The sequence below is a fragment of the Solibacillus daqui genome, assembly GCF_028747805.1.
Classification (GTDB): Bacteria; Bacillota; Bacilli; order Bacillales_A; family Planococcaceae; genus Solibacillus; species Solibacillus daqui.
The window spans coordinates 164,639-181,661 of record NZ_CP114887.1; the positions used below are offsets into that span (position 1 = coordinate 164,639).

Annotated in this window: 18 protein-coding genes and 1 riboswitch; of the genes, 14 read left to right on the forward strand and 4 right to left on the reverse strand. The window is 37.7% G+C overall.

Annotation, left to right across the window (positions count from 1 at the left end; all coding sequences use genetic code 11):
• The first annotated feature begins 228 nt into the window (after positions 1-228).
• From O7776_RS00840 to O7776_RS00850, 3 genes are read left to right on the forward strand one after another with little or no spacing between them, the layout of a single operon-like run.
• A complete protein-coding gene (locus O7776_RS00840; RefSeq protein ID WP_274308792.1) occupies positions 229-996 on the forward strand; it encodes an ABC transporter ATP-binding protein in 768 nt (255 codons plus the stop codon).
• Positions 983-2,830 (forward strand): FtsX-like permease family protein, encoded by a 1,848-nt coding sequence (locus tag O7776_RS00845; protein ID WP_274308793.1) that lies wholly within the window; start codon positions 983-985, stop codon positions 2,828-2,830. Before O7776_RS00840 ends, O7776_RS00845 begins: the two co-directional genes overlap by 14 nt.
• A 15-nt stretch (positions 2,831-2,845) precedes the next feature.
• Positions 2,846-3,205: a YxeA family protein gene (locus O7776_RS00850; RefSeq protein WP_274308794.1), complete on the forward strand. Its 360-nt coding sequence runs from the start codon at positions 2,846-2,848 to the stop codon at positions 3,203-3,205.
• Positions 3,206-3,374: 169 nt separating this feature from the next.
• On the opposite strand, the gene O7776_RS00855 is transcribed toward O7776_RS00850, so the two are convergent.
• Positions 3,375-4,139 carry a class I SAM-dependent methyltransferase gene (locus tag O7776_RS00855; RefSeq protein WP_274308795.1) on the reverse strand — a complete coding sequence of 255 codons (765 nt, stop codon included), beginning with the start codon at positions 4,137-4,139 and terminating at the stop codon, positions 3,375-3,377.
• A 378-nt stretch (positions 4,140-4,517) separates the two neighbouring features.
• On the opposite strand from O7776_RS00855, the gene O7776_RS00860 reads away from it, so the two are divergent.
• The 8 genes from O7776_RS00860 (at position 4,518) to O7776_RS00895 (ending at position 10,208) form a co-directional block, all read left to right on the forward strand.
• Positions 4,518-4,964 (forward strand): ATP-binding protein, encoded by a 447-nt coding sequence (locus O7776_RS00860; RefSeq protein ID WP_274308796.1) that lies wholly within the window; start codon positions 4,518-4,520, stop codon positions 4,962-4,964.
• 266 nt (positions 4,965-5,230) lie between these two features.
• Positions 5,231-6,007 carry an isocitrate lyase/PEP mutase family protein gene (locus O7776_RS00865; protein ID WP_274308797.1) on the forward strand — a complete coding sequence of 259 codons (777 nt, stop codon included), beginning with the start codon at positions 5,231-5,233 and terminating at the stop codon, positions 6,005-6,007.
• 21 nt (positions 6,008-6,028) lie between these two features.
• Positions 6,029-6,586: a bifunctional transcriptional activator/DNA repair enzyme AdaA gene (locus O7776_RS00870; protein ID WP_274308798.1), complete on the forward strand. Its 558-nt coding sequence runs from the start codon at positions 6,029-6,031 to the stop codon at positions 6,584-6,586.
• Positions 6,587-7,504, forward strand: a complete 918-nt coding sequence (locus tag O7776_RS00875) for a DNA-3-methyladenine glycosylase family protein (RefSeq protein ID WP_274308799.1) — start codon at positions 6,587-6,589, stop codon at positions 7,502-7,504.
• Positions 7,488-7,976 carry a methylated-DNA--[protein]-cysteine S-methyltransferase gene (locus tag O7776_RS00880; protein WP_274308800.1) on the forward strand — a complete coding sequence of 163 codons (489 nt, stop codon included), beginning with the start codon at positions 7,488-7,490 and terminating at the stop codon, positions 7,974-7,976. The genes O7776_RS00875 and O7776_RS00880 overlap by 17 nt, the downstream gene beginning before the upstream one ends.
• 156 nt (positions 7,977-8,132) lie before the next feature.
• Positions 8,133-8,179: riboswitch (PreQ1 riboswitch) on the forward strand.
• Between the two features lie 124 nt (positions 8,180-8,303).
• Positions 8,304-8,804, forward strand: a complete 501-nt coding sequence (gene queF / locus O7776_RS00885) for a preQ(1) synthase (protein ID WP_099425661.1) — start codon at positions 8,304-8,306, stop codon at positions 8,802-8,804.
• A gap of 144 nt (positions 8,805-8,948) precedes the next feature.
• Positions 8,949-9,620, forward strand: coding sequence for a 7-cyano-7-deazaguanine synthase QueC (queC, locus tag O7776_RS00890; RefSeq protein ID WP_274308801.1), 672 nt, complete (start codon positions 8,949-8,951; stop codon positions 9,618-9,620).
• Positions 9,621-9,668: 48 nt separating this feature from the next.
• Positions 9,669-10,208: a VUT family protein gene (locus tag O7776_RS00895; protein ID WP_274308802.1), complete on the forward strand. Its 540-nt coding sequence runs from the start codon at positions 9,669-9,671 to the stop codon at positions 10,206-10,208.
• Positions 10,209-10,521: 313 nt separating this feature from the next.
• Here the strand turns inward: O7776_RS00895 and O7776_RS00900 are convergent, their stop codons facing one another.
• Entirely contained in the window at positions 10,522-11,907 is a 1,386-nt protein-coding gene (locus O7776_RS00900; protein ID WP_274308803.1) for a YcdB/YcdC domain-containing protein, read from the reverse strand.
• A gap of 250 nt (positions 11,908-12,157) precedes the next feature.
• Between O7776_RS00900 and O7776_RS00905 the strand changes: the two genes are divergently transcribed.
• Both O7776_RS00905 and O7776_RS00910 read left to right on the forward strand, forming a co-directional pair.
• Positions 12,158-12,808: an SIMPL domain-containing protein gene (locus O7776_RS00905; RefSeq protein WP_274308804.1), complete on the forward strand. Its 651-nt coding sequence runs from the start codon at positions 12,158-12,160 to the stop codon at positions 12,806-12,808.
• Between the two features lie 188 nt (positions 12,809-12,996).
• Entirely contained in the window at positions 12,997-13,191 is a 195-nt protein-coding gene (locus O7776_RS00910; protein WP_274308805.1) for a hypothetical protein, read from the forward strand.
• 119 nt (positions 13,192-13,310) lie between these two features.
• Here O7776_RS00910 and O7776_RS00915 read toward each other — a convergent pair whose 3' ends face one another.
• Together O7776_RS00915 and O7776_RS00920 are read right to left on the reverse strand one after the other, a co-directional pair.
• Positions 13,311-14,696 carry a sensor histidine kinase gene (locus tag O7776_RS00915; protein ID WP_274308806.1) on the reverse strand — a complete coding sequence of 462 codons (1,386 nt, stop codon included), beginning with the start codon at positions 14,694-14,696 and terminating at the stop codon, positions 13,311-13,313.
• Between the two features lie 21 nt (positions 14,697-14,717).
• The gene (locus tag O7776_RS00920) at positions 14,718-15,419 is read right to left on the reverse strand and encodes a response regulator transcription factor (protein WP_274308807.1); all 702 of its coding nucleotides are present in this window, start codon (positions 15,417-15,419) and stop codon (positions 14,718-14,720) included.
• 228 nt (positions 15,420-15,647) lie between these two features.
• Between O7776_RS00920 and O7776_RS00925 the strand changes: the two genes are divergently transcribed.
• On the forward strand, positions 15,648-16,985 hold the full coding sequence (locus tag O7776_RS00925; RefSeq protein WP_274310425.1) for an acetamidase/formamidase family protein: 1,338 nt from the start codon (positions 15,648-15,650) through the stop codon (positions 16,983-16,985).
• Positions 16,986-17,023 lie beyond the last annotated feature (38 nt).

Consider the following 17,023-nt stretch of genomic DNA (forward strand, 5'->3'; position numbering starts at 1 on the left):
ATTTTAATAGAACTGTAAATGATATGTAAAGTATAAAAAATGGTATAAAACCCATTGTATCAATGTTTATGGGCGATTACAGGAAATTGCCCTTGTCATTTTATGAATATTGTATGACAAATATATGACGTATGTGACGAACGATTTAAGATTTTCGTAAGGTTGGACGCAGTTTGCTGTAAGGTTTGCGCGGTATAGTAAAAGCAACAACAAAACGAGGTGTTTGACATGACGACAATCTTACAAGTAAACAATGTGTCAAAGGTGTACGGCAAAGGCCAAGCTACTTTTGAAGCGCTGAAAAATATTACATTTGATATTGAACAAGGGGAATTCGTGGGGGTAATGGGTCCTTCAGGTGCTGGGAAATCTACATTACTAAACGTTTTAGCGACTATTGACTCCGCTTCTAGTGGCGACATTGTAATCGACAACGCCAATATTGCGAAAATGAAGGAAGAAAAGCTCGCCGATTTTCGCCGCGATCATTTAGGCTTCATCTTCCAAGACTATAACTTGCTCGATTCTTTGACAGTGCGTGAAAATATCGTGCTACCGCTGGCGATTGCCAAAGTAAAGCCAGCACAAATTAAAGAGCGCGTTGAAACGATTGCCGCACAGTTTGGGATTAAAGGCTTACTCGATAAATATCCATATCAAATTTCAGGTGGGCAAAAGCAGCGTACAGCAGCCTCACGCGCACTTGTTACAGCACCGAAAATGATTTTTGCTGATGAACCAACTGGGGCACTCGATTCAAAATCGGCTACAGATCTACTCGAAAGCATGAGTAAATTAAATGCACAGCAAAACGCAACGATTATGATGGTTACACATGATGCGTATGCCGCAAGCTTTTGTCAACGCATTTTGCTTATTAAAGATGGTGAGTTATCGAAGGAGCTATTTCGCGGTACGAAATCAAGGAAGCAGTTTTTCCAATTTATATTAGAAGAATTAGCAGCAACGGATGGTGATATGCATGACATTATTTGATTTGGCATTAAAAAACATTCGCCGCAATATGAAAAGCTACTCACTTTATCTTGGCTCGATGGTCTTTAGTATTTGTATTTACTTCACATTTGTCACGTTGAAATTTAGCGACGATTTTGCTGACGGCGGTTCGATGATTAGTACGCTTATGAATGTGTCTTCGGTAATGCTTATTATTTTTGTTGCAATTTTTATTGCCTATTCGAATTCATTTTTTATGAAAAAGCGTAAAAAAGAAGTCGGCCTGTATTCATTACTGGGTGTTCGCAAAAAGCAAATTGGTTTTTTATTGTTTTTCGAAAATATGGTGATTGGGATGTTTTCATTAATTGTCGGTATTTTGCTAGGGTTCTTTGCTTCGAAGGGCATTTTAGCAATATTAATTCAGTTAATGAATTTAGATATTGTTTCAAGTTTTACATTTTCGGGTGAGGCAGTTCGTCAGACGATGTTGCTATTTATGATCATCTTCTTCCTCACATCATTGCAGGGTTACTTTGTTATTTATCAATTTAAGTTAATTGACTTGTTCCATGCAGAAAAAAAGGGTGAGGCGCTGCCAAAAGCGAAGGCGATTGCTGCTATTTTAGGGGTGGCGATGATTGGCGCAGGCTATTATTTAGCCTCTGTCGATATGTCGACTTCGCAGGCTTGGAAAATGCTTGGAATTATTACGACACCGCTGATTATCGTTCTACTCGTTGTGTTTGGGACATACTTATTATTCCATAGCGTAACGGTATTCATATTATCGAAAATGAAAAAAAATAGCCACTTTGCATGGCGCGGCTTAAATTTAATGACTGTATCGCAAATGCTGTATCGTATTCGTGGAAATGCGAAAACGTTAACATTAATTGCGATTTTGAGTGCGACGACCATAACAGCGGGTGGAGCAGTATTTGGTCTTTATTACAACATTGGAAAAGAAGCACAAAAATATGCTCCAAATACGTTTATGTGGCAGGGTAATTCTGTAAATATACAATCGGACGCAATAATATACAACGAAAATATAGAGGTTAAAAACAGCGATTTAAACATATACAATGACGTGTATAACTATGCGTTTATTAAATTATCTCAGTATAATAAAATGGCTTCTTTGCAAGGGAAGGAAGCGTTGACGTTGTTGGGAAATGATGCGTTTATTATGGATAGCTTTTACGATGCGCGTTTTTCTGATGATTACACAGGGAAGACCATGCAAGTAGGCGAACAAACATTTACGATTGAAAGCTTTTCAGATGAGTCGATGTTTAATACGCCATCACTATTTGTCGTAGCGGTTGTAACTGACGATGCATACGAAGCCATTCAAGGTGAGGCAGTTTCGTATCAAATGGTTGAAATGAAGGATGAAAAAAATCAGTTAGCAGTATCTGAAAAAATCCGCGAGCAAATCGGGGAGAGTGAAACCTTCTCAAGCCATCCTGCAATCTATCAATCAATGGTGCAATCCTATGGGGCGCTACTGTTTGCTGGGAGCTTTTTGGGCTTAGTATTTCTTATGGCAATGGGGAGCGTTATTTACTTCAAAATGATTACCGATGCCGAGGAGGATCGAGGCAAATACGAGGTGTTATTTAAAATTGGCGTGAACTCAAAAGAGATGAAAAAAACAATCCGCGCTCAAGTTGGCTTGATTTTTGGGATTCCGCTTATTTTAGGCATTTTACACAGTGTGTTTGCGTTAAAGGCTTTCTCAACATTGTTTAATATGAATATCGTGACACCTGTGCTCATTTGGATTGTTGTTTATTCTGCAATTTACGGTTTGTATTATATATTAACAGTTTCTTATTTCAATAAAGTGATTCGTCAAAAATTATAATGGAGGAAAAGATAGATGAAAAAGCTATTTATTGCTTTTGGTTTCGTAGTGGCTTTGTTAGTAGCTGGCTTAGTTGTGTTAGCGACAATGGATTTTAACCGTTTAGGGAAAGACCATGTGTACGTGCAAATTACAGAAGATGGCGTAGAAGATCGTTCTGTCGCAACGGATGGGACGGTTTATATGAGCTATTCGTATGAGCAAGTTGCGTACGATGAGGACGGGAAAGAAGTTTTGGTGAAATTTTCGGCGAGCAAAAATTTACGTCATGAAGCATACTTAATGTTATATACAAAAGATGGAAATGAAGTAACGTCTTACGATGAAGTGCAGTACGATGTGCTACCAGCGAAAGTAAAAGCACAATTCAAATAATATTTTTACATTTAATGAAAAATTAAAAGTCATAAAAGGGTGCTGCTCTTTTATGACTTTTTGCTATTTTTGACTTAGAAAGTATAAATTTTTCAAGGAAACCCACAAAAGAAAAGCTATCATTTTAAGCTGTTTTGTTTAATAATCCATTTAAAAAATGCAATGCCATTTATAAAAGGTGGCGAGTATTACGTTTTGTAGCTTTTATTATAAATGTGGCTGGAACAATAGATGCTCTTTGAGTTGAATACCATTTTGAAGGATTTTCTGTAATGGTAGTCGGTAATACAACATCATCGATTACCTTCTCAATGATAAAGCCAGCTTCTATAAGCGTATTAATATATGTACTTAATTTTCGATGGTATATGACAACATTGTTGTGCCACGCTTCATTGTACTCGGGGCCTTCTATATTGTATGATTTTTTTAAAGTGAATGCTGAATTTTCATAGGCTAATCGATCGTGAATAGGGTGCTCCCAACTAAATATGAATGTGCCACCAGGTTTTAAATAACTATGGATATTAGATAATGTCTTTTGTAAATCAACAGTCCATCCTAATGCATAAATGGAATACACTATATCAAAGTATTCAGGTGGTAATCCTGGATTCTCCTCCATAGGTGATTCGAACAAGGTTACTTTACTTTCTTGAGAACGTAGTAACTTTTCAGCTGTTTCAATTTGTTTTGTTGAAAGGTCTAACCCCCACAATTCTTGTGCGCCTTCATTCCCCATATACTGCAATGAATGTCCACTCCCACACCCAATATCTAAAATCTTTTTACCTGCAATAGTTCCGAATAAATTAAGTTGTTCTTCACTTAAAGAAAATGGCCCATATTCCGGAAGAGCTGTTCTGCCATAAAAACGTTCTGCGGATTTTTCCCAGCCTTCCTTATTTATACTCAAAATTTCAGTCAAGTTCATTATAATCTCACAACCCTTTAGTTGGATTAACGTAGCCCAGTTTGAACTGCATTGCAAATTACTTCGACGGATATACTTATTTGTCCTTCAAGATGTATCTAATTGAAATGTTGATATAGAATTAGATAACTAGTAAAACAAATGTAGGCGTAGGTTTTGAAAAAGTTGGGAATTGCATGTGTTGAAAAATTTATAATGAAGCCAACGTGCAATTTCAAAAAGCTTTATAAACAGCCATGACGAAACAAACATATAAATATAATAAGAGGTAGTTCCTACAAGTGTATTTGTAATAAGGGACTGCCTTTTTTTTATAAGCATTGGTTAACGTATTTACAAGGTATATAGATCGATTTTGCTGGAAAGGAGGATATTCTTATGAAGAATAAAAGAGAAATCATGGAGATCATTCAGCAATTGGATCATCATATTGCAGATGATTTTGAGGCACAGGACCTAGACTTTAAGCAATGGAATTTTAGTGCTGTGGAGGAAAACGTCAATAAAATGATTAAATACGCTGTTTGTATGGCAAATGGCGGCGGTGGCAGCGTTGTTTTCGGCGTGGCCGACAAAATTCAGGGAATAGACAATGTTTTAATAGGGATTCCATTTGATGTAGACATAGAAGAATTACAAAAAAAGATATTTGAAAATACGGATCCACACATAACCCCTTCATTTGATGAAATATTTTATAAAGATTATTCAATCCGGCTCTTGGTCATGAACGTTTTGCCGGAAACACCGCCTTATAAAACAACGAATGGTACAGCAACCATTAGGCAAGGAAAAGAGTGTCTGCCGTACGTGGAGACGAATTGAAAATTTAATTCCTTTTGAAATTTCGAATATAAATAATTAAATTGTAATTTGTCTTATTGAGTAATATACGTAATAAAACCGCACTTACACTAGCAACGGAGAGCCGTACCATAAGTAAATGCGATTTTTATAATAGAGCCTAGAAGTGGAGCAAATATTGCTTCACTTTTTTTCTTATAGGCAGACCATAAAAGCAAGAATGAGGACGAAATTAAGGTAGATTACTTGTTAAAATGGCTCCAGCAAAGTATTTGGAGGGAGAAAAGATGAATAAGATTCAGGAATTCAATGAGCTACATTTTTCAGAGGATCTATTATTTTTAGGAAACGCGTGGGATTTGTTTTCTGCCTTAACGCTTGAAAAAGCAGGATTCAAAGCTATTGGTACTACAAGTTGGGGAATTGCTAACTCTCTAGGGTATAAAGATGGAGAATTAATTGATTTTGATAGACACTTAGGAATAATAAAAACAATAGCAGAGAACGTTAAAATTCCAGTTTCCGCTGATATTGAGGCTGGATACAGCGAAGACACTGAGACAATTATAGATAATGTTTTAAGGACGGCAGATGTAGGAGTAGCGGGTATCAATATTGAAGATTCATTGAAAAAATCAAATGGTTTAAGAGAGATTTCACACCATTGTAATCTTCTAGAGAAAATAAGAACAGCGTTAGACCAGAATGGTTATAAAGATTTTTATATTAATGCCAGAACAGATACTTATTTTCAAAGGCAAAATCCTTTGATGGAAACAATAGAACGAGCAAAAGCGTATGTTGAGAGTGGTGCTAGTGGGATTTTTGTTCCCGGCTTAAAAGGGGATGGTGAGATTAAAGAAATTACCACGAATATAAGTGCACCCCTAAATATATTATCTTTACCTGGACTAACAAGTTGTAATAAGCTCAAAGAATTAGGTGTAGGAAGATTCAGTTTTGGAAATGCCCTATCCGATAATATATTTGCTTATTTAGATAAGAAAGTTGGCCAATTATTGAGATATAAAGATACTTCCCTTCTTTATGAAAACGAGCACTAATGTGAATGGAGAGTGGTTTACATGACGACTAATGTTAATCTTTCATTTGAAGAGATGTGGGAGAAAATCATCGCGTGTGATAAAAAATATGATGGGCTATTTTTTACTGCAGTTAAAACAACTAAAATATACTGTCGCCCATCCTGCAGATCAAGAAAACCTAAAAAAATGAATGTTGAGTTTTACCATGACATGAATGAAGTTGAAAAAGCTGGTTATCGTCCTTGTAAGAGATGTCAGCCAGAAGTTGAGCACTCTCCGCATATTGAGCTTGTCAGAAATATTATAACTTTTCTAGTGAATCATTATAAGAAAAATTTGGTATTAAAAGATATAGCGGATCATGTAGGTGTTAGTCCTTTTTATTTGGAGCGCTTATTTAAACAGGAAACATCTGAGACTCCACGTACTTATTTAGAAAAAATTCGTATCGACAAAGCAGCCCACCTTCTAAAATGCACAACTTTAACGAACCTTGAGATTTGCTATGAAGTAGGATTCCAGAGCACTTCTAATTTTTACAAAGTATTTCGAAACTTAAAAAATTGTTCACCCAGTAAATATCGAAAGGACTTTTGAATGAATTGGATTGATCATGAATCTTTTATAGAAATATATCCTCCAAAGGCATTTAATTTTGAGGAGTGTTTAGTTTTCCTGGGCAGATCCAGTCAGGAAATAATGCATCAGATTAAAGAGCAGTCTTTATATAAACTAATAAAAATTAATGAATCTTTGGTTTTATGTAAAATTGAATCTATCAATCATTCTATAAATGTTGAATTCCCCATGAGCCCTCCATCGATAGACTCACGCAAAAAAGTGGCAGAGTATATTTGGGAATGGTTTGATTTGGATCAAGAATTAGCGGGATTTTATCAATTGGCTGATCGAGATAAAGTCTTAAAGAAACTTGCTCATAAATATTATGGATTACGGATTATGTGTATTTCTGATTTATTTGAGGCGTTAGTATGGGCGATTATGGGACAGCAAATTAATTTAACATTTGCGTATACATTAAAGAGACGCTTCGTTGAACAGTATGGTGAAAGTTTAACTTTCGAAGGAGAAACGTTTTGGCTATTCCCATCATTTGAAAAAATAGCATCGATATATGTGGATGATTTGAGGGATCTACAATTTACGATTAGGAAGGCTGAATATATTATTGGCATTGCCGAAGCTATGTCAGAGGGGAAATTGACAAAAGAATTATTGCTTGAGAAAAAAGATAATCAGAAAGTAAAAAAATCCCTAATGATGTACAGAGGTATCGGAGCATGGACAGCAGATTATGTAATGATGAAAACCCTACACGATACATCTTCCTTTCCAGTTGCCGATGTTGGCCTTCAAAATGCCTTAAAGATTTTATTGGGTCTTGAAAGGAAACCAACAATGGAGGAAATAAGGGAATATGCAGTAGATTGGGAAGGTTGGCAGGCATATGCAACCTTTTATCTTTGGAGGTCTTTATATGAAGAAAATCCATAAATTAGATTATGAATCACCAATTGGCGTAATAGAAATAATCGGCAATAATGAGACAATCAGTTCGATTTTATTTTCTGAAAAGGAAAAAAAGGTGAACCTTTTACTTGCTGAAACTCCTCCAGTTTTAGAAGAATGCTATAACCAACTTGACGAATATTTTAAAGGTGATCGGCGTGAGTTTTCGTTTCCGTATCTATTAATAGGGACAGACTTTCAGAAAAAAGTATGGGAAGCTTTAACAGAGGTTCCCTATGCAAAAACGGGCTCCTATAAGGATATTGCTGTTTCTCTCAGGAATGAAAAAGCCATCAGAGCAGTTGGAAATGCAAATGGGAAGAACAAGTTAAGCATTGTCATTCCTTGCCACAGAGTAATCGGCTCTAACGGGAAATTAACTGGTTATGCAGGAGGTCTGTGGAGAAAAGAGTGGCTGCTTCAACATGAGAAGTCTTCTAATAAGGGACATAATTAGATGTTAAGAACTCTAAAGAACCTCATTTAGGACCATTACGGAGAACCTTATCGTAAGTAAGTTCGATTATTGTAAGTGAGTAATTCATTAATAGTGGGAATTGACATCTATCTTCATGTAGTGTATTGTCTTTTTAGATAAAATACCTGAAAATTCTCAGGAGAGGTTCATAGCTGATACCCTCTATAAAAAACTATGGATACATGACAAATACGCCATGTCCATAATTGGACATGGCTTTTTTTGATTCAATCCTGTAAGTTGTATAGAAAATGACAGCGCCTCTCCTTGAAAAGATTCGGTATTACTTTTCAAGGAGGTTTTTTTATGACTGGCCGCAAGCCCACTGAAGGATTAAATGATTTAACACTATTAGGGAATCAGAATACACAATATGCAACGGACTATGCACCAGAGGTATTAGAGTCAGTAGAAAGTCTGCATTCAAATCGTGATTATTTCGTGAAATTTAATTGTCCGGAGTTTACGAGTTTATGCCCAATTACAGGACAACCAGACTTTGCAACAATTTATATTTCATACATTCCAGAGAAAAAGCTAGTTGAAAGTAAATCATTAAAGCTTTACTTATTTAGCTTTAGAAACCATGGTGATTTTCATGAAGATTGCGTGAATATTATTATGAATGATTTAATCAAGCTACTAGATCCAAGATATATTGAGGTTTGGGGCAAATTCACGCCACGTGGAGGTATCTCGATTGATCCATGGTGCAACTATGGAAGACCAGAAACGAAATACGAAGAAATTGCAAACTACCGTTTAATGAATCATGATTTAAACCCGGAAAAAATTGATAATCGATAACAGGTATTTGCTCGGTAATGCGAGATAAATTGAATAAGTCCTTGTTGGTAAGGAAGAGGTTGTTAGCGACCCTCTTAAAAAAACTAAGATGAAAACAGCACATCTCTTAGAGTGCTGTTTTTTCGAGATTAAGGAGTTTTTTATATGATTCAGGATAAAGCACTTGTTGTATTTAGTGGGGGGCAAGACAGCACCACTTGTTTATTTTGGGCAATTGAGCGTTTTGCGCAAGTTGAGGTTGTGACCTTTGATTATGGTCAAAAGCATCGTCTTGAAATTGAATGTGCTAAAGAAATCGCAAATGAGCATGGTATCAATCACCATATTCTTAACATGTCCCTGCTGAATCAGCTTACTTCGAATGCATTGACACGTGAAGAAATAATGGTTGAAGAAGATAGTGATGGACTACCTTCGACTTTTGTACCTGGGCGTAATCTGCTTTTTCTTTCATTTGCTGGTGTTTTAGCAAGTCAAATAGGAGCAAAGCATATAGTGACAGGCGTTTGTGAAACCGATTTTAGCGGCTATCCCGATTGTCGCGACATTTTTATCAAATCATTGAATGTAACATTAAATTTATCGATGGATTGTTCCTTTGTCATTCATACACCATTAATGTGGATCAACAAAGCACAAACATGGGAGCTAGCAGATCAACTTGGCGTATTTGAGTATGTGAGAGAAAGAACACTAACTTGCTATAACGGTATAATCGCAGACGGTTGTGGTGAATGTCCGGCTTGTAAATTACGGAAAAAAGGGCTTGAGGACTTTATAAACGCTAAGAGTGAATTTTACGAAAAGAATAGTTAAATATTTCCAAGCTTTTACAGAGTTAGTGGTATTTAAAGGAGAGAAATTATGAGAGTATTATTTTATTTATTATCGATTGTTATTGCAAACGTGGTAACCGCAAGATTTGCACCGTTAGAGTTTGGAATGTTTATCGTTCCTATGGGGACACTTTTTGTTGGAGCAACCTTCATTTTTCGAGATCTTGTGCAAAATAAGCATGGTCGAGCAAAAACATATATCTTTATATTCATAGCGTTACTTTTATCTGGAGCGGTTTCATTTTCACTAGGAGATACTTTAATGATTGTTGCAGCATCTGCGATATCATTTGTCATTGCTGAATCAGCCGATACAGAAATCTATACACGCTTGAAGCTACCAATGGCTTGGAGAGTTTTCTATAGCGGTATTGTTGGCGGTCTTCTTGATTCTGTTATTTTTGTCATCGTTGGATTGAGCCCACTTGGGGCAGGATTCATACCATGGGAAGCTGTACCAGCCGCTATTGTGGGTCAAGTAATTGTGAAGACAGTCATTCAATTGCTAGGTGCTTTGATTTTAAAACAAGGATTGGCAATAAAGGAAAAGCGTCTATCTAGCGTATAAGCAAGAAGATTTGCCATTTAGGTATGACGCATTTGATTTTCCTAGTTAAAACTATTTGGTAGAGAAAAAATAGTATCTATATTAAAAATAAACCGCACTTATTTGTAACGCAGAACCATATTACAAGTAAGTGCGGTTCTATTTTTCATTCTATCAATTACGCCTCTGCGTAATTGCGTCCAGATTTTTTTCGAGTTCACTCGAAAAACTCCCCTAAAAAATCTGTGACATCCACTAGGGCTTGTGCCAACACGATGTTGGTCACTCAGGTGTTGCCGCACGACGCGGCGTCCTTAGCCTGAGTTCCTCCAAGCTAAAGTTTACTGACGATAAGTTGTCCAGTTATAGCATCTATACCGACAATCTGCTGTTTCGTTTGTGCGTGTCCTAATTTATATTGTAATACTTCATCGTTTTTATTTTCATCATACTGCCTAGACCATTGTAAAAAGGTATCGATTTCTTTTAAGGCTGGCATGACGTCTTTTAATGGTTGGATAGTTTGGGCTTCATAGGATTGAAGAAGCGCTAGGTCCATACGAGGGGACCATAAGATATCCACGAATCCCGTTGTTTTGTTTATGCCAATGTAAAAACGTTCCCCCTCTATTTGTAAGTCTGGAGCTACGTGCAGCGGGAAAGTGAAAAATGCGCGGTTTGCTTCATTGAAGGCGTTTTTTTCAATTTGTAATTGTAAATAAGGAACATATTCTTCAAAATACGTTGCAATAACTGCACAAGCAATGTCACGGCAGGCTTCAAACGAAAGATCGAGTTCGCCTGTACGCTCTTTAAACCACATGAATTCCTTTAACTTCCTCGAATGCTTATCAATCTTCGCTTTTACCGTATGCTCCATACGTTCAAGCAGGAAGTTTTCCATCGTCTTTTCTGCAGGTGCTCGCCAGTCTTTTTCTCGCCAGACAATAACAAGTGTATTTTCATCTAATTCGAATTCGCGTAGTTTTATCATAGAGTCTGATACACCGATGATTTCCTCTATCGTTGTTCGTTTTTCAAATGCGGATACTTTTGGAAAAGGAATGAACGACTCGGGCTCTTCTTGTTTGTGTTCAAAGGAAGGGTGCCCATTTTCGGCATTAAATGATTGGTAAACAATCGGACTCTCATAAATTGGGTACAGGCCGGATTGTGGAACTGAATAATAGTCACTTACTAAATACTTCATCGTGAGTGTCCAATTTGCTGTGTGCAAATGTTGCAAAATAGCTTCTTTATCGGCAAGCTGTATTGGGAATTTTGGTGGTGTTTCTGTGTAGCCATCGTAACTAAAATCAATGGTTTCACCGTACTTGGAAACGGTTATTTTTGTGTAATAGCTTGCAAGAGGGTAGCCTCCTACAACTTGTTCGTATAAAAACGTGGTTTCATCCTCGTTTTCGATGACAGTAGACAAAGTTAAATAATCCATTGCTTCTTCGTACTGTTCCATTAGAAAATTTTCTGCAAGGGCTTGCTGCTGTTGCGGTGTCACGAGTGTTCCTGTATTCGAAGGAGGTCGAGTTAAATCTAATAATTTTCCGTTTTGATCAAGTGACACTTCAATTCCTTTTGCTAAATCATCTGCCGACCACATAAATTTAGCTTGTTCGTTTGAAAAATCCTCTACAAGTAATTGATAGTCATCAGGAATTGACACAAAGTTTAAAGCTTTTTTGGCTAGTTGTTCCTGTAACATATGTACCACTTCTTTCTGCTTGATTGATGGGTTCATGAATTGTTTTAGTTAATATGAATAATTTTACCATAACGGTTATTATTATGTAGTTTTAACTTGTGCCACTGTCAGCATAAGTTATTGATTAGAAAAATAGCCGGAGATGTTGGCGAATCAACACGTTCGTTGAAAAAGTGAAAAGAAATGCGAACACCCACCTAAACAAAGCGCATAGAATATTGAAAAACAATTACACGAAAGGCGGAATCCATTGTATTCTCCACAATATCGGTTTCAACCATATCCAGACTCACGTGAGATGACCGTGACGGGGAATGGAGAAATCGTTGCGCGGCCTGATTATGTTCAAATTCAGATAGAAGTGCGTACAGAAGGGAAAGATGTCAGTCTAGCTCAGCAAGAAAATGCCTTAATCATGAACCGCGTCATTGGGTCGCTTTTAGCGTTAAATATTCCAAGAGAGGCCATCCAAACAACGGCCTATACAATTTCTCCAAACTACGATTACATTGAGGGTAGACAGGTTTTTAGGGGCTATGAGGTGCAAAATGCGATTACAGTTAAAATAACGGATATTAGTCAAGCTGGGACAGTTATTGATACAGCTATACAAAATGGGGCGAATCATGTTTCAGCTATCCAGTTTAAAATAGAAAATTCGGATGCCTATTATAAACAGGCGCTTAATTTAGCACTGGTCAATGCCATAGCAAAAGCCAAATCAATGGCTGAAACGATGCAAATACCGTTACAGCTTATACCAATTGAAATTGTGGAAGAGAGCCATAATAATATACCAGTTCCTTATAAGGTTCAAATGAGTAATCAAGACTTTATAACACCCATTGAACAGGGGACAATTCCTATTAATGCCTCTGTTCGAGTTAAATTTCGATTTTAACGAAAAGGTTACTCCTTAAATTATAGGCAAGATCACTTATTTGTGGGGAGTTATATGGATAGGCATTGTATTTTGACAAAAAATTATTGTTTTAATAATTTTTATTAACCTGGGTCAAACTTTAGTTTGAGAAGTCTTAATTAGACGATTCGTTTAATTACTTTTCAAAAAAAGAATGGAGGATGGTTATGTCAAATATGAATGCAAATCGTAATCATGCAAAAGCAAAGGGAAAACAAGGTATGAAAAAACAAGAAGTAAACCAAAAACCTAAGAAGTTCCGGTTGGAGGAGTTCGGTACAGAATTTAACTTCGATGCGGGCTCAAAGCATGCTAAAGCAAACAACAATCAACCATTGAGTGAGCGATCGGCCTGGCACTAATTTATATTTGACAACTATTCGACACAATGAAAAGAACTAAGGCATGTGCCTTAGTTCTTTTTGTGATTGGATTACAAACATTCCTCGTATGCCTGCTTTTTGTCCATTAGCACATCCCTCTAAATTCGAATCTTTACAGTAGTACCGTTACCAATTTCACTCTCAATTGAAACTTCGCCACCATGTGCGAAAATAATATCACGAGCAATAGCGGTACCAAGACCCGTTCCGCGCACATTTGTCGTATTCGAGCCGCGATAATAGCGCTCGAATACATTTTCAACATCTTCTTGTGACATGCCACGACCATTATCACGAATTTCAATCATTACGCGTCCATTTACTTCAGTGAGTTCTACAGTCACTTGTGTATCACTAGGATTATGAATAAGTGCATTCATCAAAAAGTTCGTGATGGCACGCTGCATTAAATGCACATCAACGGTTAACACCAGCTCGGATGCGGTACTTTCAAAATGGACCTGACTCATTGCAAATTGAGGGTCGTTTAGCACGTTAATCACTAGATCACGTAGTAATTTTTCGATACGTACTTCGGTTAGTTGAAGTGGCATTTTGTGCTGGCGTAGCTTCATCGTTAAATTAAAATCATCGATGAGTTCACGCATATAAACCGACTTGCGCTCAATCACTTCTGCGTATTCTTTACGTTCCACGTCACTAACATCCGCATCGTTCAATAATTCGGCATAGCCTTGAATCGATGCGAGCGGAGTTTTCATGTCATGCGAAATATTACTAATCCACTCATTACGCATTTGCTCGAGCTTTTTGCGTTCGTTTTCTTGTTTTTCGAGCTCGCTTGAAACGTCCTGTAAATTGGTAAACACCTGCTTATAAATACCAGGACGCTTCACTTTTTGTAAGTGGAAGTTGCGGTTTTTTAACTGCTGGATGCTGTCAATCATGACATAAAGCGGCTTCGTTAAAATCGAACCGAACATGAGCCCAGCAAAGAGCGCAATTATTAAATCAACAATAATGATATAAAGAACATATTTAGAAGTGACATTTATAATGGAGCTACCATTTAACGAAAAGGTATAGCGTGAAACATCAGAATTGAAAATACCGATTAAATAGCTGAAATCGTCCTTGTTACTAATATAAACGGTTGTGCCCGTATCATATTCCCGATATTTGTAATGCTGCACAATGTCAATTGGACGATAATGGCTCGGTGCTTCACTAGGTGCAAAATAAGATGTGACAACAGAGCCATTTGTATCTAAAATTTGAATCCATGCATTATGAGCTGTTAATAAAGAAAGACCAACGTCATTAACATTAGGTACATTTTGCTCGGTGGAAATATACTGTTTAAAATCACGTGTAAATACTTCATCATTGACGGAATCATTTGTTGTGGATTTGTTCGAATGCCAATATAGTAGCCCGACAAGCAACACTAAATTCACAATAATAACTATAAAAATAATTGTCATAATCGTCATTAAAAAGCGATTCGTCAGCTTCCATTTCATTGTGCGTTCCTCCGAATCTTGTTAAATCATCATTTTATAGCCAAGCCCCTTTACAGTTTTGATGGAAACAGGCTTAGAAGGATTTTGTTCGACCTTTTCACGAAGACGGCGAATATGCACCATCAGTGTATTATCCGCGCCAAAAAAGTCCTCACCCCATACGTGCTCATATAGCAGTTCTTTACTCAAAATTCGGTTTGGATTGCGCATGAAGCAAGCCATTAAACCAACCTCTTTTGCTGTTAATTCAAGCAGTACACCGTCTTTTTTTATTTCCGTTTCATCGGCATTCATTTCGAATGGTCCGCATATCGTAGAAGTACTTTCAGTGATAGTAAATGTGCTTTGAGCAAAACCGAGGCGACGTAACTGTGCCTTTACACGGAAGGCTACTTCTTTTGGACTGAATGGCTTTGTAATATAATCATCGCCACCAATTGCCAGTCCTAAAATTTTATCGACCTCATCGGATTTTGCGGATAAAAATAGCACTGGAATATGCGAGGTTTCACGGATCTTGCGGCATAGTTCGTAGCCCTCACCGTCTGGTAGCATGACATCAAGCAGTGCAATGGTTGGCGAAAACGTTTTAAATACCTGGAGCCCTTCTGCTACAGAGCCCGCTGTTTGGATTTCGGTGAAGCCTTCTTTTTTGAGCGCGGCTTTCATTAAATTTCGTAAATCCTCTTCATCGTCTACAATCAAAATGCGCGGCTGTTCCATAGAAGCACGTCCTTTCAAAAAACTAGTATTTTTATTATAAAACATTTGGGAATGTTTTACCTTTGTGACAATTCAAGTCGTAAAGCGTATGAAAAAAATTGTATAATAGAGGAAGAAACAGTTTGCCGATTATAAGTACTGTAAAATAATCGCTCGTATTTTTTGGATTTTCATATTATAGGGGGTTTTTACATGACAAATGAAATTAACACAGCAAACAACCCTGCAATGGATGTAGGAGAAACACTAACAATTATCGAGGAGTCGATTGTACAAGCGGCTGAAACGTTATTTGTAAACGAATTTACAGACGGAATTTTAAATCCGAATGTACCGATGTTAGGACCACTAAAAGACGGGGGTACGATTATCGCGAATACAGCACCAGGTTGCTGGGGACCGATGATTACACCAACAATTCGTGGCGGGCATGAGGTGACAAAGCCTGTTTACATTGAAGGCGCGGAAGTAGGCGATGCGCTTGTTATTGAAATCCAATCTATTCAGGTAACATCGATTGCGACTTCTTCAGGAACGGATGAAGCACAAAGCGACCGTTTTATTGGAGACCCATTTGTTAAAGTCAAATGCCCAGGTTGCGGGAAGCTCTATCCATCAACAATTGTACAAGGTATCGGTCAAGAAGCGGTAAAATGTGCGACATGTGGTACGGACACAACACCATTTAAAATGTCAAACGGCTACACGATGGCGCTTAGTCCTAAAGGGGATATTGGTTTAACACTTGGTAAAGAAGCGGCGCGACGTATCGCACAAAATGCAAAAGAATTTATGCGTACACCTGAAAAATCGGTTCAAAATCCTGTCACTGCTTTTGCGCCGAGCGATTTAATTGGGCTAATGGCGAGAATGCGTCCATTTGTAGGGCAACTTGGGACAACGCCATCAAAAGCAATGCCGGATTCACATAATGCCGGTGATTTCGGGACGTTTTTAATCGGCGCACCACATGAATTTACGATGACGGAAGACGAATTAGATATTCACCGTACAGACGGTCATATGGATATAAGTCGTGTACGCGCAGGGGCGGTTGTTATTTGTCCGGTAAAGGTGCCAGGTGGCGGTGTGTATGTTGGAGATATGCATGCGATGCAGGGTGACGGCGAAATCGCGGGGCACACAACGGATGTTGCTGGTATTGTGCAGCTAAAGGTAAGTGTATTGAAAAAGGTTGATTTGCAAGGACCGATTGTATTGCCTAATGGCGAGGATCTTCCATATACAGCGAAGCCATTTACAAAGGAAGAGAAGCGTATTGCGCGTAATTTAGCAGAAGAATTCGGTGTCAAAAATATTGAAGATAGCTTCCCGTTGTCGATTGTGGGATCAGGCGCAAACTTAAATAGTGCGACTGACAATGCATTAGCACGTGCAGCAAAACTCTTTGATTTACCGGTAGAAGAAGTGAGAAACCGTGCGACGATTACCGGCTCTATTGAAATTGGTCGTCATCCAGGAGTTGTGACAGCTACCATGCTAATGCCCAAGTCGCTGTTAAAGCAGGCACGTATTTATAAACCAATTAAGCGTCAATATGATTGATTGCCACGTTTTTAGTGCTCACTTTTCGGGAAAACAAT